This window comes from Streptomyces kanamyceticus (assembly GCF_008704495.1).
Lineage (GTDB): Bacteria > Actinomycetota > Actinomycetes > Streptomycetales > Streptomycetaceae > Streptomyces > Streptomyces kanamyceticus.
On record NZ_CP023699.1, the window covers coordinates 7,330,745 to 7,351,090 of the forward strand.

A 20,346-nucleotide genomic window follows, 5' to 3' on the forward strand; every position below is an offset into this window, starting at 1 on the left:
TGCAGGGCCCGTACTGTGGGTTCTGAGCAGTACCTGGAGCTGGAAGTCCGTCAGAAGGGGGCGCGCGAAGCCCATGAGCGGTGTCATGAAGCGTATGGGGATGATCTTCCGCGCGAAGGCGAACAAGGCCCTTGACCGGGCCGAGGACCCGCGCGAGACCCTCGATTACTCGTATCAGAAGCAGCTTGAGCTGCTGCAGAAGGTGCGCAGGGGTGTCGCCGACGTGGCGACGTCCCGCAAGCGCCTCGAGCTGCAGCTCGCCCAGCTGAACAAGCAGTCCTCCACCCTGGAGGACCAGGGCCGCAAGGCGCTCGCCCTCGGCCGCGAGGATCTGGCCCGCGAGGCCCTCTCCCGCCGTGCCGCGCTCCAGCAGCAGGTGACGGACCTGGAGACGCAGCACCAGACGCTGCAGGGCGAGGAGGAGAAGCTCACCCTCGCGGCCCAGCGGCTGCAGGCCAAGGTCGACGCCTTCCGTACGAAGAAGGAGACGATCAAGGCCACCTACACCGCGGCGCAGGCGCAGACCCGCATCGGTGAGGCCTTCTCCGGCATCTCCGAGGAGATGGGCGACGTCGGCATGGCGATCCAGCGCGCCGAGGACAAGACCGCGCAGCTCCAGGCGCGGGCCGGTGCGATCGACGAACTGCTCGCGTCCGGTGCCCTCGACGACTCCTCCGGGCTCGCCAAGGACGACATCCAGTCCGAGCTTGACCGCCTCTCCGGTGGTACAGATGTAGAGCTGGAACTGCAGCGCATGAAGGCGGAGCTCGCCGGCGGATCCACCGCGAAGCAGGCCATCGAGCCCGGCCAGGGCACGCCCCAGGCCCAGCAGCCGCAGGACACCCCGCGCTTCGACAAGCAGTAGCCCTACGCACGTCCGAGGAGGACGACATGATCGTACGGATCATGGGGGAGGGGCAGGTGAAGCTGGCCGACGGCCACTTCGCCGAGCTGAACAAGCTGGACGACGAGCTGCTCGAGGAGATGGAGAGCGGCGACGAGCCCGGCTTCCGCCGCACTCTGCACGCGCTCCTGGACAAGGTCCGGGAGCTGGGCACCCCCCTCCCGGACGACGCCCTGGAACCCTCGGAACTGATCCTCCCCGCCCCGGACGCGACTCTGGACGAGGTCCGAGACATGCTGAGCGACGACGGCTTGATCCCGGGCTGACGCGCCCCGTCAGGGGCGCGAGGAACTGCGCGCCCAGCGCGAACGGGCCCGCAGGATGCAGGGAGCAGGCACGCCCCGTAAGGGGCGCGGGGAACTGCGCGCCCAGCGCAAACGGGCCCGCAGTCAAAAGACAAGCCCCCCGCCCCGGGACTCAGGGGCCCACGGGGAACAGGTTCCCCGTACCCAGCCCAGGCCGCCGCCCAGGCCCCGTAACGTTGAGCCAGTGACCACTCTCGTACGAGGCCGCGGCTGGGCCAGAACGCACCCGCTCGCGGTGGACGCGCTGCTGGCGACCGTCGTCCTCATCTGCATGGTCATCGGCTCCTTCGCCGAGCCCCACGGCCAGCAAGGTCCCACCTGGGGCACCCGCACCCCGGACCTCCCGAGCCTGCTCCTGATGACCCTCGGCGCCTTCGCCCTGGTCTTCCGCCGCCGCGCCCCCTGGTCCGTGCTCGGCGCGACCTGCGCCGCCTCCCTCGCCGAGCTGCTCACCGGCGAGCCCCGCGCCCCCGTCGTGATGTGCGCCGTGATCGCGCTGTTCACCGTGGCCGCGCGCACCGACCGGTCCACGACCTGGCGGATCGGCGTGATCACCATGGCGGGCCTCACCGGCGTCGCGATGCTCTCGGGACCGATGCCCTGGTACTCCCAGGAGAACCTCGGCATCTTCGCCTGGACCGGCATGGCCGCGGCCGCGGGCGACGCGGTGCGCAGCCGCCGGGCGTTCGTCGCCGCGATCAGGGAGCGCGCCGAACGCGCGGAGCGCACCCGTGAGGAAGAGGCGAGGCGCCGCGTCGCCGAGGAGCGGCTGCGCATCGCCAGGGACCTGCACGACGTGGTCGCCCATCACATCGCGCTCGTCAACGTGCAGGCGGGCGTCGCGGCGCACGTCATGGACAAGCGGCCCGACCAGGCCAAGGAGGCGCTCGCGCACGTGCGGGACGCCAGCCGCTCCGCGCTCAACGAACTCCGCGCCACCGTAGGCCTGTTGCGCCAGACCGGAGATCCGGAGGCGCCCACGGAACCCGCGCCGGGCCTGCACCGCCTCGACGAACTGGTCGAGACCTTCCGCAACGCGGGCCTGCCCGTGGAGGTGGCGATGGGACAGATCGGCCTCGACCTGCCCGCCGCCGTCGACCTCGCCGCCTTCCGGATCATCCAGGAGGCGCTCACCAATGTGCAGAAGCACGCGGGCGCGGCGGCCAAGGCCGAGGTCAGCGTCGTACGCGTCGGGCCGAACGTGGAGGTCACCATCCTGGACGACGGCCCCGGCGACGACAAGGACGACAAGAACGACAGGAAGGACAAGAGCGACGTGGGCGACGCGAGTGACGCGAGCGGCGAGAACGAAGGCGGCGGCCACGGCCTCATCGGCATGCGCGAACGCGTCGGCGCCCTCGGCGGCCACTGCTCGGCAGGCCCCCGCTACGGAGGCGGCTTCCGCGTCCATGCGATCCTGCCCGTCACCGCCAAGGGAGGCACCGCGTGACGATCCGGGTACTGCTCGCCGACGACCAGGCACTGCTGCGCAGCGCGTTCAAGGTGCTCGTCGACTCCGAGTCCGACATGGAGGTGGTCGGGGAGGCGTCCGACGGGGCGGAGGCGGTCAGGCTCGCCAAGTCGGAGCGGGCCGACGTGGTCCTGATGGACATCCGCATGCCGGGCACGGACGGCCTCGCCGCCACCCGCCTGATCAGCGCCGACCCGACCCTCGCCCACGTACGCGTGGTGATGCTGACGACGTTCGAGGTCGACGAGTACGTGGTGCAGTCGCTGCGCGCGGGCGCCTCGGGCTTCCTCGGCAAGGGCGCGGAACCCGACGAGCTGCTCGGTGCGATCCGCATCGCGGCCGCGGGCGAGGCGCTGCTCTCCCCGGTGGCCACCAAGGGCCTGATCGCCAAGTTCCTCGCGCAGGGCGACGGTTCGGACGGCGAGGGCACGGTGCGCGGCGGGCGTCTCGACGCGCTCACCGGCCGCGAGCGCGAAGTCCTCGTGCAGGTGGCGGGCGGCCACTCGAACGACGAGATCGCCGAGCGCCTGGAAGTCAGCCCGCTCACTGTGAAGACCCACGTGAACCGCGCGATGGCGAAGCTGGGCGCGCGGGACAGGGCCCAACTCGTCGTCATCGCCTACGAATCGGGCCTGGTCCGTCCAAGGGTGGAGTGAGTGCGGGAGTGGCGTACTGCGCCCGCAGTAGGCGCGGCGTAAGAACGGGTCCCTGGGGTGAGGCTCGATGCCTTCCCCATGGCTGAGGGTGTGGGGTGGGCATCCGCCTGCCGGAGGAAGTGACCTCCCGGAGCCCGCCCGCTTCCCCGCGTACGCCACAGAGAGAGACCACCATGTCCTGGCTGTCCAGGTTCAGCCTTGCCCAACGGGCACTAGTCGGGCTGATGTCGATCATCGCGATCGTCTTCGGCGCCATCGCGATACCGCAGCTCAAGCAGCAGCTGCTGCCCACCATCGAACTGCCCATGGTGTCCGTGCTCGCCCCCTACCAGGGTGCGTCCCCCGATGTGGTCGAGAAGCAGGTCGTCGAGCCGCTCGAGAACAACATCGACGCGGTCGACGGCATCACCGGCATCACCTCCACGGCGAGCGAGGGCAACGCCGTGATCATGGCCCAGTTCGACTACGGCAGCGGCACCAAGCAGCTCGTCGCCGACGTCCAGCAGGCCGTGAACCGGTCCCGCGCCGAACTCCCCGACGACGTCGACCCGCAGGTCGTCGCGGGCTCCACCGACGACATCCCGACCGTCGTCCTCTCGGTCACCTCCGACAAGGACCAGCAGGCACTCGCCGACCAGCTCGACCGCACCGTCGTACCGTCCCTGAAGGACATCGACGGCGTCGGCCAGGTCACCGTCGACGGCGTGCGCGACCTCCAGGTCAACGTCACCCCCGACGACAAGAAGCTGGCCAAGGCGGGCCTGACGACGGCCGCGCTCGGCAAGGCGCTCCAGGCGGGCGGCGCCACGCTTCCCGCGGGCTCCTTCGACGAGGACGGCAAGAACCGCACCGTCCAGGTCGGCGGCGGCTTCACCTCCCTGAAGCAGATCCAGGACCTGCGGGTCGTGCCCGAGGCCAAGCCCGGCGAGCAGCCCGGCAAGCCCGCGCGGCTCGGTGACGTCGCCACGGTCAAGCAGGAGCAGGCCACCGCGACGTCCATCACCCGCACCGACGGCGAGCCCAGCCTCGCCGTCTCGGTCACCATGGACCACGACGGCAGCGCCGTCGCGATCTCCGACGCGGTCAAGGACAAGCTCCCCGACCTGCGCAAGGACCTCGGATCCGGCGCCGAACTGACGGTCGCCAGCGACCAGGGCCCGGCCGTCTCCAAGTCCATCGAGGGCCTCACCACCGAGGGCGCGCTCGGCCTGGTCTTCGCGGTGCTCGTGATCCTGGTCTTCCTCGCGTCGATCCGCTCGACGCTGGTCACCGCGGTCTCCATCCCGCTCTCGGTCGTCCTGGCCCTGATCGTCCTGTGGACCCGCGACCTCTCGCTCAACATGCTGACGCTGGGCGCCCTGACCATCGCGATCGGCCGCGTCGTGGACGACTCGATCGTGGTCCTGGAGAACATCAAGCGCCACCTCGGCTACGGCGAGGAGCGCCAGGAGGCGATCCTCAAGGCGGTGCGCGAGGTCGCGGGCGCGGTGACGTCGTCGACCCTGACGACCGTCGCGGTGTTCCTGCCCATCGGCCTGACCGGCGGCATGATCGGCGAGCTCTTCGGCTCGTTCTCGCTGACGGTCACGGCGGCGCTGCTCGCCTCCCTCCTCGTCTCCCTCACGGTCGTGCCGGTCCTCTCGTACTGGTTCCTGCGCCCGCCCAAGGCGATCCGCGGAGTGGACCCGGAGGAGGCCCGCCGCAAGGCGGAGGAGAAGGAGAACCGCAGCAGGCTCCAGCGGATCTACGTCCCCGTCCTGCGCTTCGCGACCCGCCGCCGCCTCACCAGCCTCGGCATCGCGATCGTGATCCTGGTCGGCACCTTCGGCATGGCCCCCCTCCTGAAGACCAACTTCTTCGACCAGGGCGAGCAGGAAGTCCTCTCCATCAAGCAGGAGTTGAAGCCCGGCACCAGCCTGGCCGCGTCCGACGCCGCCGCCAAGAAGGTCGAGAAGATGCTCTCCGGCATCGACGAGATCAAGGACTACCAGGTCACGGTCGGCTCCTCCGGTTTCATGGCCGCCTTCGGCGGATCCACGGACACCAACCAGGCGTCGTACACGCTGACCCTCAAGGACAAGGCGTCGTACGACAAGACGCAGGACCGGGTCGAGAAGGAGCTCGCCGGGCTCTCCGGCATCGGGCAGACCAAGGTCTCGGCCGGTGACGGCTTCGGCAGCCAGGACCTCAGCGTCGTGGTGAAGGCCGCCGACGGTGACGTGCTGCGCGAGGCGTCCGACGAGGTGCGCGCCGAGGTCGCGAAGCTCGACGACGTCACCGACGTGCAGAGCGACCTGTCGCAGAGCGTCCCGCGGATCTCGGTCAAGGCCAACGACAAGGCGGCGGCGGCCGGGTTCGACCAGTCGACCCTCGGCCAGGCCGTCGCCCAGGCGGTGCGCGGCACCACCAGCGGCAAGGCCACGCTCGACGACACCGAGCGCGACGTCGTGATCAAGTCGGCGAAGCCGGCCGTGACCATCGACGAGCTGAAGAAGCTGCCGCTCGGCCCGGGCGTGCGGCTCGGCTCGATCGCCGAGGTGAAGCTGGTGGACGGCCCGGTGTCGATGACCCGCATCGACGGGGCGCGGGCCGCGACGATCACCGCGAAGCCGACCGGTGACAACACCGGCGCGGTCAGCGCGGACCTCACCAAGAAGCTGGACGCGCTGAAGCTGCCCGACGGCGCCACGGCCTCGATCGGCGGCGTGTCCGAGGACCAGGACGAGGCGTTCGCGTCCCTGGGCCTGGCGATGCTCGCGGCGATCGCGATCGTCTTCATGCTCCTGGTCGCGACCTTCCGCTCGCTGGTCCAGCCGCTGATCCTGCTGGTCTCCATCCCGTTCGCGGCCACCGGCGCGATCGGCCTGCTCGTCGTCACGGACACCCCGATGGGCGTCCCCGCGATGATCGGCATGCTGATGCTCATCGGCATCGTGGTCACCAACGCGATCGTGCTGATCGACCTCATCAACCAGTACCGCAAGCAGGGTTACGGCACCGTCGAGGCGGTCATCGAGGGCGGCCGCCACCGGCTGCGCCCGATCCTCATGACGGCCCTGGCGACGATCTTCGCCCTGCTCCCGATGGCCCTGGGCATCACGGGCGAGGGCGGCTTCATCGCCCAGCCGCTCGCGGTGGTGGTGATCGGCGGCCTGATCACCTCGACCCTCCTCACCCTCCTCCTCGTCCCGACGCTCTACGCGATGGTGGAACTCCGCAAGGAGCGCCGCGCGAAGAAGAAGGCGGCGAAGCGGGCGAAGAAGGCGGGCGCGGAGTCCGACACCCCGGAGCCCGCGACGGTCTAGCGGGTTCCTCGTTGTGGGCAGGCGTTCCGCACGGCGGAACGGGTGGGCACGACGCACCGGTGCCGAGCAGCGCTAACGGAGGCGTTCAGCCTCACCCCGGACGGGGTGCTCCTCACGGCGAGGAGCACCCCGTCCCCGTACCCCCGCCCGAGCCGCCACCAGGGCCACACCACTGCACAGAGCCATCCCGCAGAACATCGGCACCGCGGTGTGCTCCCCACCGACCCCCACCAGCGGCGCGACCACCGCGCCCAGCGCACTCTGCGCCGTGCCGAGCAGCGCGGATCCCACGCCGGCCGCCCCCGGCACCCTGGCCAGCGCCAACGCGGCCGAGTTGGCGACCACCAGACCGAAGCCCCCGCACACGAAACCCAGCAACGGCAGGCACACGACGACGGAGAGCCCGCCGCCCACCGCGAGCACCAGCAGCGCGCACGACCCGGCGAGCATCGCCGAGAGCCCACCCCACCAGGCGGGCCCCCACCGCGCTGGACAGCGTCGCGACCACCGCGCCCCCGGAGAACGCGACGGACGAGGCCCCCACTCCCATGCCCAGCACGTTCTGCAGCAGGAACGGCGACCCGGCGATGTAGCAGAAGAGCATCCCGAACCCGAAGGTGAAGGCGAGCGTGTACCCCACGTACGCCCGGTCGCCGAGCACCTCGCGCACCGCGGCCGCCGTCCGCCGCATCCCGCCCGCGTGCCGTCGCTCCCTGGGCAGGCTCTCGGGTACGCCGACCACGACGGCGAGCGCCACCAGCGCGGACACCCCGGTGAGCACCCAGAACACGCCCCGCCATCCGGCGCCCCCGATCACGGCCCCGCCCGCGAGCGGCGCGAGGATCGGCGCGATCCCCGCGAGCGTCATCAGTACCCCGAACAGCCGCGCGGCGGCGGCCCCTTGGACCACGTCGGAGACGACGGCCCGGCTGATCACCACCCCCGCGGCCCCGCTGAACCCGGTCAGGAACCGCAGCGCGACCAGCCACCCGAGGGACGGCGCGACGGCACACAGCGCGGTCCCCACGGTGCACACGGCGGCCCCCGCGAGCAGCGGCCCACGCCTGCCGTACCGGTCGGAGAGCGGCCCGAAGACGAGATGCCCGACCGTCATCCCGACGAGGAACGCGGTCAGCGTGAGCTGCACCCCGGAGGCGTCGGTGCCCAACTCCTCGGCCATGCGCGGAAAGGCGGGCAGGTACATGTCGGTCGACAGCGGGCCGATGAACGAGAGCAGCGCGAGCGCGGCGGTGAGCAGGGGCATGGTGAGGAGACCCTTCCGGGCGTCGGGGCAACTGTAGATAGCTATATAACTATAAGGAACGCTAGCATGGGGGAGTGAGCGAGAAACGGAACGCGCGGACCGAGGCCGAGCACGAGACCGACCGGGAGCTCTGCCGACAGGCCAGGGAGCTGACCTCGCCGCTGTACGCCCTCTCGCGCGTCCTGCGCTTCCAGGGCATGGACGAGGCGGGGCTGTGGCGACTGCCGCCCTCGGAGCTGGAGTTGCTGCGCTACGTCCACGCGGAGCCCGGCACGACCGTGGGCGTCCTGGCCCGCGAGCTGGGTCTGCACGCGAGCAACGCGAGCGCCACGGTGCGCGGTCTGGTCAACCAGGGGCTGCTGGAGCGCGAGAAGGACCCGAACGACGGCCGGGTGGTGCGGCTGAGGCCGACCCTCAAGGCGGATCAGGGCATGGCCCTGATCGAGAACGCCTGGTCGGAGATGTTCGCCGACGCGCTGGCCTTGCTCGGCGACGAGCAGCGGACGGCACTGGCCGCGTCCGTCCCCGCGCTGGAGGCGCTGGCCGCGGCCTTGAAGGAGCGCAGAACGCGGTAAGGGGCACCCGCCATGGCGGGTGCCCCTTACGGCATGCGGAAGAGAGGGCCTACGGCAGCGCCAGCATCCGCTCAAGCGCCAGCTTCGCGAACTGCTCGGTCTCGCGGTCGACCTCGATCTGGTTGACGAGGTTGCCCTCGGCGAGGGACTCCAGGGTCCAGACCAGGTGCGGCAGGTCGATGCGGTTCATGGTCGAGCAGAAGCAGACCGTCTTGTCGAGGAAGACGATCTCCTTGTCCTCGGCGGCGAACCGGTTCGCCAGGCGGCGTACGAGGTTCAGCTCGGTGCCGATGGCCCACTTGGACCCGGCGGGGGCCGCCTCCAGGGTCTTGATGATGTGCTCGGTGGAGCCCACGTGGTCGGCGGCGGCCACGACCTCGTGCTTGCACTCGGGGTGCACCAGGACGTTCACGCCCGGAATCCGCGCGCGCACGTCCTCGACCGACTCCAGCGAGAAGCGCCCGTGCACCGAGCAGTGCCCGCGCCACAGGATCATCTTCGCGTCGCGCAGCTGCTCGACGGTCAGGCCGCCGTTCGGCTTGTGCGGGTTGTAGAGGACGCAGTCGTCGAGCGAGAGGCCCATGTCGCGCACGGCGGTGTTCCTGCCGAGGTGCTGGTCGGGCAGGAAGAGGACCTTCTCGCCCTGCTCGAAGGCCCACTCCAGGGCGCGCTTGGCGTTGGAGGACGTACAGATCGTGCCGCCGTGCTTGCCGGTGAAGGCCTTGATGTCGGCGGAGGAGTTCATGTACGACACGGGCACGACCTGCTCGGCTATCCCGGCGTCGGACAGCACGTCCCAGCACTCGGCGACCTGCTCGGCGGTGGCCATGTCGGCCATCGAGCAACCGGCCGCGAGGTCGGGCAGGACGACCTTCTGGTCGTCCGTCGTGAGGATGTCCGCGGACTCGGCCATGAAGTGCACGCCGCAGAAGACGATGTACTCGGCCTCGGGCTTGGCGGCCGCGTCCTTGGCCAGCTTGAAGGAGTCGCCGGTGACATCCGCGAACTGGATGACCTCGTCGCGCTGGTAGTGGTGGCCGAGGACGAAGACCTTGTCCCCGAGCTTCTCCTTGGCCGCGCGGGCGCGCTCCACCAGGTCGGGGTCGGAGGGGGACGGCAGATCGCCGGGGCACTCCACGCCGCGCTCGCTCTTGGGGTCGGCCTCACGGCCGAGCAGCAGCAGGGCGAGCGGGGACGGCTGGACGTCGAGGTCCACGGGGGACTGGGCGGTGGTCACTTGACACGCACCCTTTCTTCTCTGCAGACGATGCCTTTTCGTCTAATTGACGTTATCTATCATAACCGCTTCACGTCAGTTTGACGATGGCCATAGTGTCGATGTGACGAATTCGCGGGACCCAGGCCCGGTGCCCCACGGGATGCCATGTGCGAGCATGAAGGGGTAAGACGAAAGCGCTCGGCCCGGAATGAATCCGCGGCCCCGCCGGTTGCAACCGTCGGCAAGCAGTCTCCGAACAACCCGGGAGAGAAGCAGATGTCCGTATCGGACGAGACCACCACCGTGAGCGACGGCATCCTCCTGTCCGAGGCCGCCGCGGCCAAGGTGAAGGGCCTCCTTGAGCAGGAGGGCCGGGACGACCTGGCGCTGCGCGTCGCCGTTCAGCCCGGCGGCTGCTCGGGCCTGCGCTACCAGCTGTTCTTCGACGAGCGCACGCTCGACGGCGACGTCGTCAAGGACTTCGACGGCGTGAAGGTCGTCACCGACCGGATGAGCGCTCCCTACCTGGGCGGCGCGTCCATCGACTTCGTGGACACCATCGAGAAGCAGGGCTTCACGATCGACAACCCGAACGCCACGGGCTCCTGCGCCTGCGGCGACTCCTTCAACTAGCCCGCGGGCCCGGCGACCGGCCGCGGGCCTCAAGGCGTACGCGTAAGGCGGCGGCCCCCCGAAGTATCGGGGGCCGCCGCCTTTTGCGTCAGGCCCTGAGGCGTCCCGGCGCTACTTCCGCGGCACGGTCCGGCCCGTCCCGTCGACGACCTTCCGGTCGCCGAGCGGCTTGTCGAGGTGCACCGTCTTCGAGATCTCCTTGGCCATCATGATGCAGACCTTGCCCTTCTGCCGGGTCTCGGTGACGGTGACCGTCACGCGGTCGCCGTCCTCGCTCGCCGACGCCGCGTAGTCGCTGCACGCGCCGCCCCAGAAGGTCACGGTCAGGGACGTGCCGTCGGCGCTGTAGGACTCGATCCCGGCTTTGCTCTTGTCGCCCGGCTTCTCCGCGGGCGTCCCCGGATCGCTGGGCGAGGGCGAGGGCGAGGTGAGGAACTTGGGGTCGACCGCCGGGTGCGTCACCGTGAAGGTGTCCTGCGCGCCCTGCGGCTTCACCTCGAACAGCCAGGACGGTACGAGGGCCTGCTTGCCGTCCACGAAGTGCGTCGCGAGCCCGAAGACGGCGCCGCTCACCGCGACCGGTCGCGGCTTCGGGGGAGTGGACGAAGGATCGCACGGCGCCTGCTTGCCGCCGCTGCCGCCCTCGGACTTCGTGTAGTCGTCGGCGTGCGGCACGGGCGTCGCGCAGCCGCCGATGCCGACCCGGCCGCCGCCGTTGGTCGAGTTCAGCCGGTCCAGGGTCGCCTCGGCGCTGATCACCGGGTAGGTGGCGCCCTTGTCGGGGGCCTTCAACAGGCCGCTGCCGCCGACCACTTGGCCGTCGGAGCCGATCTGGATGCCGGTCGACCAGCCGTACGTCGGCAGACCGCCGATCTTGGGGTCGGCGTTCACCACCCGTACGGCGCCCATGAGTTGAGAGGCGTCCAGCTTCGCGTCGTCCTGACCGAGCGCCTTGAGGACCGGCGCCGCGGCCTTCTTGGCGGCCTGCTCGCCGACCGCGTCCCCACTGTCGCCGGTGCCGCCGTTCGGCGCGGTGGAGGTGGACGAACAAGGCTTGGCCTTCGGGCAGTTGTCGGTCCCGCCGATGCCGTGCCGGGAGTAGGTCCAGGTGCCGGGCGCCTGCTTGGTCACCTGGAGGGAGGGGCCCGAGCCGTCCTTGTCCTGGCCGACCCGCCAGGCGCCGTCCTGGCTCGTCGGCGTCCCGGAGACGCCGAGTGCCTTCGCCAGATCGCTCACCTCGCCCCGGGCGACCTCGCCCCGCGCGTGGTAGACGGGCGCGGAGCCCGGTCCTTCGGGCAGCTTCCCCGTCGCCTTGTACGTGGCGCCGCTCGGGTCGGGCTCGCCCGGCGCGATGCCGTTCGTGCTGCCCGTGCCGCCCGTGCCGTTCGCATCACCCGTACCGCCGGAGCCGCTGTCCTTCGCGCTGTCCGTGTAGCCGTCCAGGGCGAGCGGCGGTGGAGTGCCGTCGCCCCCCGCGGGGGCGCCGTCGCCGCCCCGGTCGCCACTGCCGCCGGACGCGGTCGTCGCGAAGTACGCGCCACCGCCGCCGATCAGCAGCACGGTGGCCGCGACCGAGGCGACGGCGAGACGGGAACGCCGCCGCTGTGGCTCGGCCGCCTCTTGATCGGATCGCTCGGTGCTCACCGCATCGCTCCTTCGCTGCACTGCTGTCCCTGGAGACCCACGGAAAGCTGCAGTGGGCCTCGTCGTATCTCACATCCCCTTTACGGGGGACGGCGATGGGACGCGGCAGGGGAGCGCACGGTTCCCTTGAACGCGCGCCGGGCCCGGAACCAGCCCGGAACCAGTCTCTCTCAGTTCCCGTATTCGGACATTCCGTCGAGGATCCGCGCGGAGGCGGGCGGGACGGTGACCCCGTGGATCAAGGAGGGCGGTACGGGCGCGGCCGCGGTGGCGGCCGGGACCGCCCAGTGCGGGGCCATGCGGGCGCAGTCCCCGCGCAGCGACTCCATGGTTTCCGGGGCGAGTTCGCCGGGGCGCCGTGCGACGGAATGCTTCGAGATGTGCGAGTGAGCGGCCATACCGGAACCGTATGCATCCGTCCCAGTACGAAGAAAGCCCTACTATCGGGTAGTTTTTGCCGCTTCAGTGGCAGCACCCCGACCCGGTAGCGTGAACTGTCAACCCCTCGCCTTTCGTCCTCGGGAGCATCCAGCCGTGCGTATCGCAGTCACCGGCTCCATCGCCACCGACCACCTGATGACCTTCCCCGGCCGCTTCGCCGACCAGTTGGTCGCCGATCAGCTGCACACGGTCTCTCTTTCGTTCCTGGTAGACGCCCTCGACGTACGAAGGGGAGGCGTCGCCGCGAACATCACCTTCGGCATGGGGCAGCTCGGCACCAAGCCCTTCCTCGTCGGCGCCGCGGGATCGGACTTCGACGAGTACCGCGCCTGGCTCGACCGGCACGGCGTGGACACCTCGGCGGTCCGGATCTCCGAGACCCTGCACACCGCGCGCTTCGTCTGCACCACGGACGCCGACCACAACCAGATCGGCTCCTTCTACACGGGCGCGATGAGCGAGGCCCGCCTCATCGAGCTGCACGCCGTCGCCGAGCGCGTCGGCGGCCTCGACCTCGTCCTGATCGGCGCCGACGACCCCGAGGCGATGCTCCGCCACACCGAGGAGTGCCGCTCCCGCGAGATCCCGTTCGCCGCGGACTTCTCGCAGCAGATCGCGCGCATGGACGGCGAGGAGATCCGCGTCCTCCTGGACGGCGCCACGTACCTCTTCTCCAACGAGTACGAGAAGGGCCTCATCGAGTCCAAGACCGGCTGGACCGACACCGAGATCCTCTCCAAGGTCGGCCACCGCGTGACGACCCTCGGCTCGCGCGGCGTCCGCATCGAGGCCGTGGGCCAGGACCCGATCGAGGTCGGCGTGCCGGAGGAGGAGGCGAAGGTCGAGCCGACCGGCGTCGGCGACGCGTTCCGCGCGGGCTTCCTCTCGGGCCTTGCCTGGGGCGTCTCGCACGAGCGTGCGGCCCAGGTCGGCTGCATGCTCGCCACTCTGGTCATCGAGACCGTCGGCACCCAGGAGTACGAGCTGAAGCGCAGCAACTTCATGGACCGCTTCACCAAGGCGTACGGCGACGAGGCCGCCGCCGAGATCCGGGAGCACCTCTCCTAAGCCGCTCACGAGCTCCGGCGGACCACGTAGGCGACTCCGCGGTCCGCCGGCCGCTCACCCACGTACTCCTGTTTCCGCGTCCAGCACCACGCCGGGATATCCACCGCGGCGACCTCGTCGTCGGCGAGCACGGTGACGGTGCCGCCCACCCGCACCCGCCCGATAGCCCTGGCCAGTTCGATGACCGGCAGCGGGCAGCTCATCCCGAGCGCGTCGACGGTCACGGCTTCGGCGTCCCCGCTGCCGCCCTCGACCGGCACACCGAGCGTGCCCCGCACCCCGCGCACCACCCCGGGCAGCACGTCGAGGAACCGCTCCACCTCCGCCTCGTCCGCGCCCATCGGCAGCGAGACCCGTACGTTCCCCTCGCTCACCACCCCCATGGCGCGCAGCACGTGGCTCGGCGTCAGCGTCGAGCTGGTGCACGACGAGCCCGACGACACGGAGAAGCCCGCCCGGTCCAGCTCGTGCAGGACCGTCTCCCCGTCGACATAGAGACAGGAGAAGGTGACCAGGTGCGGAAGGCGCCGCACCGGATCGCCCACCACCTGCACGTCCGGCACGAGAGCGGGCACCCGCGCCCTGATCCGCTCCGTCAGCTCCCGCAGCCGCGCGCCCTGCGCCGCCGCCTCGGCCCGCACCGCCCGCAGCGAGGCCGCCGCGGCGACGACGGCCGGAATGTTCTCGAAACCGGCGGCCCGCCCCGACTCCCGCTCGTCGACCGCGCCCCGGGGGGCGAACCGCACTCCCTTGCGTACGACGAGGAGTCCCACGCCCGCGGGGCCGCCCCACTTGTGGGCGCTTCCCGTGAGCAGCGACCAGTCTCCTTCGACGGGACCCCAGGGCAGTGACTGCGCCGCGTCCACGAGCAGCGGCACCCCGGCCGCGCGGCACGCGGCGGCCACCTCGGCCACCGGCTGCTCGGTGCCCACCTCGTGGTTGGCGGACTGCAGACAGGCGAGCGCGGTGTCCGCGCGCAGCGCCGCGGCGTAGGTGTCCACGGCCACGGCCCCGCCCCGGTCCACCGGCACCTCGGTGACCGCCCCGCCGTCCACCTCATGGGCCGCGGCCGAATGGAGCACCGACGAATGTTCGACGGCAGACACGATCAGGTGGTCTCCGACGCGCCGCCGCCCGGCCAGCGCGCCCGCGATCCCGGAGTGCACCGCGCGGGTCCCCGACGAGGTGAAGACGAGCTCGTCGGGCCTGCAGCCGACGGCTTCGGCGGCCGCCTCGCGCGCGGCGTCGAGCAGCAGCCTGGCCCGCCGCCCCTCCCGATAGAGCCGCGCGGGATCGGCCCACCCCTCATCGAGCGAGGCCACCAGGGCCTGCCGGGCAACGGGATGCAGGGGAGCGGACGAGGCAACATCGAAGTAGGACACGCCCCCACGCTAAGACGTTCGGGCGCGAGCGGGGCGCCCCGTAAGGGGCGCGGGGAACTGCGCGATCAGCCAGCGCGCGCCCGCAGCCGCGGACCCAGAGATTCCGCCGAGCTCCTGGGCGTCCCGAGCCACGCCGGAAGCCCCGTCAGAAAGCCCCCGACGCACGGACATCCCACCCTTCGGAGTGACCCGCGGCGCGTTAGGCACCCTCCCCGCGCGACCCCAAATAGCGTCCAGTAGGGTTTGGTCCGCATAAACATCCAAACCCCTGCCCGCAGCAGGGCGGCGACCGACCAGCGAGAAGGCCGCAGCCGACAGCGCGGGCGAGACTCTCGGGAAGGCGCTACGTGAGTCCCAACGGCTCCGACCGCTCGTCGCGGCGCCCGATGCGGCGGAAGCTGCCGCAGGTGCTGACTGCGGGCCTGATCCTTGTAACCGCCACTGGTTGCACATATAAGGATTTCCCCCGCCTTGGAATGCCCACCCCGGTAACGGAAGAGGCTCCGCGGATTCTCTCCCTCTGGCAGGGCTCGTGGGCGGCAGCGCTCGCCACGGGCGTGCTGGTCTGGGGCCTGATCCTGTGGAGCGTCATCTTCCACCGGCGCAGCCGCACCAAGGTGGAAGTACCTCTGCAGACGCGTTACAACATGCCCATCGAGGCGCTGTACACGGTCGTCCCCCTCGTCATCGTCTCCGTGCTGTTCTACTTCACGGCACGCGACGAATCGAAGCTCCTCGCGCTCGACGAGAAGCCCGCCCACACGATCAACGTGGTCGGCTACCAGTGGAGCTGGGGCTTCAACTACGTCGAGAACGTTCCGGGCGCAGGCAAGGACAACGCCAAGACGTCCAAGGACCTCGACGCGATTCCGGAGCGGTTCCGCAAGGCGTTCCCGGCCAACGCCAACGGTGTCTACGAAGTCGGCACCCCTGGCGAGCGGAACCCCCAGAACGGCAACCCGGGTCCGACCCTCTGGCTCCCCAAGGGCGAGAAGGTTCGCTTCGTCCTCACTTCGCGTGACGTCATCCACTCCTTCTGGGTGGTGCCGTTCCTCATGAAGCAGGACGTCATCCCGGGCCACACCAATGCCTTCGAGGTGACTCCGAACAAGGAGGGCACCTTCATGGGCAAGTGCGCCGAGCTCTGCGGCGTCGACCACTCCCGGATGCTCTTCAACGTCAAGGTCGTCTCTCCCGAGCGCTACCAGAAGCACCTGGAAGAGCTCGTGAAGAAGAACCAGACCGGTTACATCCCGGCCGGCATCGAGCAGACGGGCCACGAGAAGAACCGGGAGACGAACAACCTGTGAGCATCCTCAACGAACCCCAGGGTGCCGCGGCAGCAGACGACTCGTACGAGAACGAGCTGCCGGTACGGCGCAAGCAGCCGGGCAACGTGGTCATCAAGTGGCTCACCACCACCGACCACAAGACCATCGGCACGATGTACCTGGTCACGTCGTTCGCGTTCTTCTGCATCGGCGGTCTGATGGCGCTCTTCATGCGCGCCGAACTGGCCCGTCCCGGCACGCAGATCATGTCGAACGAGCAGTTCAACCAGGCGTTCACGATGCACGGCACGATCATGCTGCTGATGTTCGCGACGCCGCTGTTCGCGGGCTTCGCGAACTGGATCATGCCGCTCCAGATCGGCGCGCCCGACGTCGCCTTCCCGCGACTGAACATGTTCGCCTACTGGCTCTACCTGTTCGGCTCGCTGATCGCGGTCGGCGGATTCCTCACGCCGCAGGGCGCGGCCGACTTCGGCTGGTTCGCCTACAGCCCGCTGTCGGACGCGGTCCGCTCGCCGGGCATCGGCGCGGACATGTGGATCATGGGTCTGGCCTTCTCCGGCTTCGGCACGATCCTCGGCTCGGTCAACTTCATCACCACGATCATCTGCATGCGCGCGCCCGGCATGACGATGTTCCGGATGCCCATCTTCGTATGGAACGTCCTGCTGACCGCCGTCCTGGTCCTGCTGGCCTTCCCGGTCCTGGCCGCCGCGCTGTTCGCCCTGGAGGCGGACCGTAAATTCGGCGCCCATGTCTTCGACGCGGCCAACGGCGGCGCCTTGCTATGGCAACACCTCTTCTGGTTCTTCGGCCATCCAGAGGTGTACATCATCGCTTTGCCGTTCTTCGGCATCATTTCCGAGGTCATTCCGGTCTTCTCCCGCAAGCCGATGTTCGGCTACATGGGTCTGATCGGCGCGACCATCGCGATCGCCGGTCTGTCGGTGACGGTGTGGGCCCACCACATGTACGTCACGGGCGGCGTGCTACTCCCGTTCTTCTCCTTCATGACGTTCCTGATCGCCGTGCCAACAGGCGTGAAGTTCTTCAACTGGATCGGCACGATGTGGAAGGGGTCCTTGTCGTTCGAGACCCCGATGCTGTGGGCGGTCGGCTTCCTGATCACCTTCACCTTCGGTGGTCTGACGGGCGTCATCCTGGCCTCGCCGCCGATGGACTTCCACGTCTCGGACTCGTACTTCGTGGTCGCGCACTTCCACTACGTGGTGTTCGGCACCGTGGTGTTCGCGATGTTCTCCGGCTTCCACTTCTGGTGGCCGAAGTTCACCGGCAAGATGCTCGACGAGCGGCTCGGCAAGATCACCTTCTGGACGCTGTTCGTGGGCTTCCACGGCACGTTCCTGGTGCAGCACTGGCTGGGTGCAGAGGGCATGCCGCGTCGCTACGCGGACTACCTCGACGCCGACGGCTTCACCGCGCTGAACACGATCTCGACGATCTGTTCGTTCGTGCTCGGCCTGTCGATCCTGCCGTTCTTCTACAACATCTGGAAGACGGCGAAGTACGGCAAGAAGGTCGAGGTCGACGACCCGTGGGGCTACGGCCGTTCGCTCGAGTGGGCGACGTCCTGCCCGCCGCCGCGGCACAACTTCCTCACCCTGCCGCGCATTCGCAGTGAATCCCCGGCATTCGACCTGCACCACCCCGAGATCGCCGCGCTCGACCAGCTCGAGAACGCCGGTCACGGTGACAAGGCGCTCGCGGGCACCAAGGAGGCCGGCAAGTGAAGATCCAGGGCAAGATGTTCATCTGGCTGAGCGTCTTCGTCCTCGCCATGGCGATCGTCTATGGCGTGTGGTCGAAGGAGCCCGCCGGTACCACGGCGCTCTTCCTGGCCTTCGGTCTGTGCATCATGATCGGCTACTACCTGGCCTTCACGGCCCGGCGGGTCGACGCGGCCGCACAGGACAACACGGAGGCCGACGTCGCGGACGAGGCCGGCGAGGTGGGCTTCTTCAGCCCGCACAGCTGGCAGCCGCTCTCGCTGGCCGTCGGTGGCGCGCTCGCCTTCATGGGTGTCGTCTTCGGCTGGTGGCTGCTGTACTTCTCGGCCCCGATCATCCTGATCGGCCTGTGGGGCTGGGTATTCGAGTACTACCGCGGCGAGAACCAGACCCAGTGAGTCTGTAGTTCCCGATCCGCACCGAAGGGGCCCGGACACTCCGCGAGGAGCGTCCGGGCCCCTTCGCGTGCGCTCCGTGCCCGCTCCCGGGTGGGCTCCGCGGGCGGGGGACCCTCGGACGGGTCACTCGCCGCGCCGGACCTGACCAATCTTCATACCGTGTGTTTTATGAGCCACTCACCGCGAATCCGCACGGTACTGAGCTGCACGATGCTGGTGGCCGCCCTCGGTGCGGGGGCCACGGCATGCGGCAGCTCCGACGGCCACCCGCTCTCGGCGAAGCCGTACGACGCGGCCGGCCAGATCGCCTTCAACGGCCCCGTGGGCAGCCAGAAGGCGGATCCGGACAAGCCCCTGGAAGTGACCGCCCAGAGCGAGGACGGGCGCATCACCGATGTGACGGCCACCGACGAGCTGGGGCGGTACGTGGCGGGCGAACTCTCCGCCGACGGCGCCCGATGGCACAGCACCGTGCCGCTGGCGGCGGGTGCCCACTACACGGTGCGGGTGAGCACCGAGGACGAGGAAGGGTCGCCCGGCCGCAAGGTCATGGCCTTCGACACCACAGAGGCCGCCAAGAAGAAGCAGCTGAAGGTCACCTTCGGCCCCGACGCGGGCAAGTACGGCGTCGGCCAGCCCGTCACGGCCAAGCTCAGCGCCCCGGTGAAGGGCAAGGAGGCCAGGTCGATCGTCGAACGCGCCCTGCGGGTCCAGTCGATGCCCGCCACGGAGGGTGCCTGGTACTGGGTGGACAGTGAGACGCTGCACTACCGCCCGAAGGAGTACTGGCCCGCCAACGCGACCATCAACGTCTCCAGCAACCTCGAGGGCATCAAGGTCAACGACAAGCTGTGGGGCGGCGAGGCCAAGCCGCTGAAGCTGACCACGGGCGACAAGATCGTCGCTGTGACGGACGCCTCTTCGCACTGGATGACGATCTACCGCAACGGCGAGGAGATCAACTCCATCCCCGTCACGACGGGGAAGCCCGGCTACTCCACCCGCAACGGCGTCAAGGTGGTCCTGGGCAAGGAGTACGTCGTCCGCATGACGAGCGCCAGCATCGGGGCGTCGGACTTCTACGACAAGCAGGTGTACTACGCCACCCGCGTCACTGATTCAGGTGAATATGTCCACGCCGCACCCTGGTCGGTGGGATCGCAGGGCTACGACAACACCAGCCACGGCTGCACCGGCATGAGCACCGGCAACGCCGCCTGGTTCTACGAGACCGTCCGCCAGGGCGACATCGTCACGGTCGTCAACAGCTATGGCGAGGACATGGATCCGTTCGGCAACGGCTACGGCGACTGGAACCTCGGCTGGAAGAAGTGGCGCGCGGGCAGCGCGCTCCTGAGCGGCGCCAAGGAGGGCCCCGCGGCGGTCGAAGCTGCCCGGCTGCGGCCGCAGGTCTAGCGGCGCCGCAGAACAGCACAGAGGGCCCCGCGCGACGGCGCGGGGCCCTCTGTCGTGATCGCTCTGTCGTGATCGTTCGGCCGTGATCGTCCTGTCGGGACCGCTCAGGCCTCGACGGCGAGCCTGGAGCGCAGCAGGGCGGCCAGTGCGTCCGCGAACTCCACCGGGTCGACCGGAAGGGTCACCGCCGCTTCCGCCCGGCTCCAGGTGGCCAGCCAGGCGTCCTGCGGGCGCCCGATGAGCAGCAGCGCGGGCGGGGCCCGGAAGATCTCGTCCTTGATCTGGCGGCACACGCCCATGCCGCCCGCGGGCCTTGCCTCGCCGTCGAGCACACAGACGTCGATGCCGCCCCGGTCCAGCTCCTTGAGCACGGCCGCGGGCGTGGCGCACTCGACGAACTCGACCTCGGGAACGTCCGTCGCCGGCCTGCGTCCGGTGGCCAACCGGACTTGCTCGCGGGTGCTCGCGTTGTCGCTGTAGACCAGCACCGTGGCGGTCGGCTGCATTGTTCCTCCGATACGTCGAGCTGCGTCATGGGACGGGAACCGATGCGCGGATGCTACTCCTCCCGACACCCCGTCAACAGCGGTTCGCACGGCCCTCCGATGGGCCATCCGGGCAGGAC

18 protein-coding genes are annotated in these 20,346 nt (G+C 69.7%); 12 read left to right on the plus strand and 6 right to left on the minus strand.

Features of this window, described 5'->3' with window-relative positions:
• The first annotated feature begins 73 nt into the window (after window positions 1-73).
• The 5 genes from CP970_RS31690 to CP970_RS31710 all read left to right on the plus strand — a co-directional run bounded on the left by CP970_RS31690 (window position 74) and on the right by CP970_RS31710 (window position 6,641).
• Complete coding sequence (locus CP970_RS31690; protein ID WP_055547212.1) at window positions 74-865, plus strand: PspA/IM30 family protein; 792 nt, start codon at window positions 74-76, stop codon at window positions 863-865.
• A gap of 26 nt (window positions 866-891) precedes the next feature.
• On the plus strand, window positions 892-1,170 hold the full coding sequence (gene pspAA / locus CP970_RS31695; RefSeq protein WP_055547210.1) for a PspA-associated protein PspAA: 279 nt from the start codon (window positions 892-894) through the stop codon (window positions 1,168-1,170).
• Between the two features lie 223 nt (window positions 1,171-1,393).
• On the plus strand, window positions 1,394-2,659 hold the full coding sequence (locus CP970_RS31700; RefSeq protein ID WP_055547208.1) for a sensor histidine kinase: 1,266 nt from the start codon (window positions 1,394-1,396) through the stop codon (window positions 2,657-2,659).
• Window positions 2,656-3,336 carry a response regulator gene (locus tag CP970_RS31705; protein ID WP_055547207.1) on the plus strand — a complete coding sequence of 227 codons (681 nt, stop codon included), beginning with the start codon at window positions 2,656-2,658 and terminating at the stop codon, window positions 3,334-3,336. Before CP970_RS31700 ends, CP970_RS31705 begins: the two co-directional genes overlap by 4 nt.
• 173 nt (window positions 3,337-3,509) lie before the next feature.
• Entirely contained in the window at window positions 3,510-6,641 is a 3,132-nt protein-coding gene (locus CP970_RS31710) for an efflux RND transporter permease subunit (RefSeq protein WP_055547205.1), read from the plus strand.
• Between the two features lie 112 nt (window positions 6,642-6,753).
• Here the strand turns inward: CP970_RS31710 and CP970_RS31715 are convergent, their stop codons facing one another.
• Window positions 6,754-7,905: a Bcr/CflA family efflux MFS transporter gene (locus CP970_RS31715; protein ID WP_055547203.1), complete on the minus strand. Its 1,152-nt coding sequence runs from the start codon at window positions 7,903-7,905 to the stop codon at window positions 6,754-6,756.
• 74 nt (window positions 7,906-7,979) lie between these two features.
• Here CP970_RS31715 and CP970_RS31720 point away from each other — a divergent pair, with 74 nt between their 5' ends.
• On the plus strand, window positions 7,980-8,480 hold the full coding sequence (locus CP970_RS31720; protein ID WP_055547202.1) for a MarR family winged helix-turn-helix transcriptional regulator: 501 nt from the start codon (window positions 7,980-7,982) through the stop codon (window positions 8,478-8,480).
• A 49-nt stretch (window positions 8,481-8,529) separates the two neighbouring features.
• Here CP970_RS31720 and nadA read toward each other — a convergent pair whose 3' ends face one another.
• Window positions 8,530-9,717, minus strand: coding sequence for a quinolinate synthase NadA (gene nadA, locus CP970_RS31725; RefSeq protein ID WP_055547201.1), 1,188 nt, complete (start codon window positions 9,715-9,717; stop codon window positions 8,530-8,532).
• Between the two features lie 258 nt (window positions 9,718-9,975).
• On the opposite strand from nadA, the gene CP970_RS31735 reads away from it, so the two are divergent.
• Complete coding sequence (locus CP970_RS31735) at window positions 9,976-10,332, plus strand: HesB/IscA family protein (protein ID WP_055547199.1); 357 nt, start codon at window positions 9,976-9,978, stop codon at window positions 10,330-10,332.
• 111 nt (window positions 10,333-10,443) lie between these two features.
• Here CP970_RS31735 and CP970_RS31740 read toward each other — a convergent pair whose 3' ends face one another.
• Together CP970_RS31740 and CP970_RS31745 are read right to left on the minus strand one after the other, a co-directional pair.
• Window positions 10,444-11,976, minus strand: coding sequence for a hypothetical protein (locus CP970_RS31740; RefSeq protein WP_055547197.1), 1,533 nt, complete (start codon window positions 11,974-11,976; stop codon window positions 10,444-10,446).
• 170 nt (window positions 11,977-12,146) lie between these two features.
• The gene (locus CP970_RS31745; RefSeq protein ID WP_055547195.1) at window positions 12,147-12,374 is read right to left on the minus strand and encodes a hypothetical protein; all 228 of its coding nucleotides are present in this window, start codon (window positions 12,372-12,374) and stop codon (window positions 12,147-12,149) included.
• A gap of 136 nt (window positions 12,375-12,510) precedes the next feature.
• On the opposite strand from CP970_RS31745, the gene CP970_RS31750 reads away from it, so the two are divergent.
• The gene (locus tag CP970_RS31750) at window positions 12,511-13,485 is read left to right on the plus strand and encodes a carbohydrate kinase family protein (protein ID WP_055547193.1); all 975 of its coding nucleotides are present in this window, start codon (window positions 12,511-12,513) and stop codon (window positions 13,483-13,485) included.
• 5 nt (window positions 13,486-13,490) lie between these two features.
• Here the strand turns inward: CP970_RS31750 and CP970_RS31755 are convergent, their stop codons facing one another.
• Window positions 13,491-14,867, minus strand: a complete 1,377-nt coding sequence (locus CP970_RS31755) for a cysteine desulfurase/sulfurtransferase TusA family protein (RefSeq protein ID WP_055547191.1) — start codon at window positions 14,865-14,867, stop codon at window positions 13,491-13,493.
• A 347-nt stretch (window positions 14,868-15,214) separates the two neighbouring features.
• On the opposite strand from CP970_RS31755, the gene ctaC reads away from it, so the two are divergent.
• From ctaC to CP970_RS31775, 4 genes are all read left to right on the plus strand, one after another.
• Entirely contained in the window at window positions 15,215-16,177 is a 963-nt protein-coding gene (ctaC, locus tag CP970_RS31760) for an aa3-type cytochrome oxidase subunit II (protein WP_055547189.1), read from the plus strand.
• Complete coding sequence (gene ctaD, locus CP970_RS31765) at window positions 16,174-17,910, plus strand: aa3-type cytochrome oxidase subunit I (RefSeq protein ID WP_150494266.1); 1,737 nt, start codon at window positions 16,174-16,176, stop codon at window positions 17,908-17,910. Before ctaC ends, ctaD begins: the two co-directional genes overlap by 4 nt.
• The gene (locus tag CP970_RS31770; protein WP_055550079.1) at window positions 17,907-18,305 is read left to right on the plus strand and encodes a cytochrome c oxidase subunit 4; all 399 of its coding nucleotides are present in this window, start codon (window positions 17,907-17,909) and stop codon (window positions 18,303-18,305) included. The genes ctaD and CP970_RS31770 overlap by 4 nt, the downstream gene beginning before the upstream one ends.
• Before the next feature lie 168 nt (window positions 18,306-18,473).
• Window positions 18,474-19,721 (plus strand): L,D-transpeptidase, encoded by a 1,248-nt coding sequence (locus CP970_RS31775; RefSeq protein WP_055550077.1) that lies wholly within the window; start codon window positions 18,474-18,476, stop codon window positions 19,719-19,721.
• A gap of 104 nt (window positions 19,722-19,825) precedes the next feature.
• On the opposite strand, the gene CP970_RS31780 is transcribed toward CP970_RS31775, so the two are convergent.
• Window positions 19,826-20,227, minus strand: a complete 402-nt coding sequence (locus CP970_RS31780) for a DNA-binding transcriptional response regulator (protein ID WP_055550075.1) — start codon at window positions 20,225-20,227, stop codon at window positions 19,826-19,828.
• Window positions 20,228-20,346 lie beyond the last annotated feature (119 nt).

Excerpts from the sequence above, each read along its gene's own strand:
- CP970_RS31690 (WP_055547212.1), top strand. The coding sequence starts at position 74 with ATGAGCGGTGTCATGAAGCGTATGGGGATGATCTTCCGCGCGAAGGCG.
- CP970_RS31775 (WP_055550077.1), top strand. The coding sequence starts at position 18,474 with ATGAGCCACTCACCGCGAATCCGCACGGTACTGAGCTGCACGATGCTG.
- CP970_RS31715 (WP_055547203.1), bottom strand. The coding sequence starts at position 7,905 with ATGCCCCTGCTCACCGCCGCGCTCGCGCTGCTCTCGTTCATCGGCCCG.
- CP970_RS31735 (WP_055547199.1), top strand. The coding sequence starts at position 9,976 with ATGTCCGTATCGGACGAGACCACCACCGTGAGCGACGGCATCCTCCTG.
- pspAA (WP_055547210.1), top strand. The coding sequence starts at position 892 with ATGATCGTACGGATCATGGGGGAGGGGCAGGTGAAGCTGGCCGACGGC.
- CP970_RS31710 (WP_055547205.1), top strand. The coding sequence starts at position 3,510 with ATGTCCTGGCTGTCCAGGTTCAGCCTTGCCCAACGGGCACTAGTCGGG.
- CP970_RS31745 (WP_055547195.1), bottom strand. The coding sequence starts at position 12,374 with ATGGCCGCTCACTCGCACATCTCGAAGCATTCCGTCGCACGGCGCCCC.
- CP970_RS31780 (WP_055550075.1), bottom strand. The coding sequence starts at position 20,227 with ATGCAGCCGACCGCCACGGTGCTGGTCTACAGCGACAACGCGAGCACC.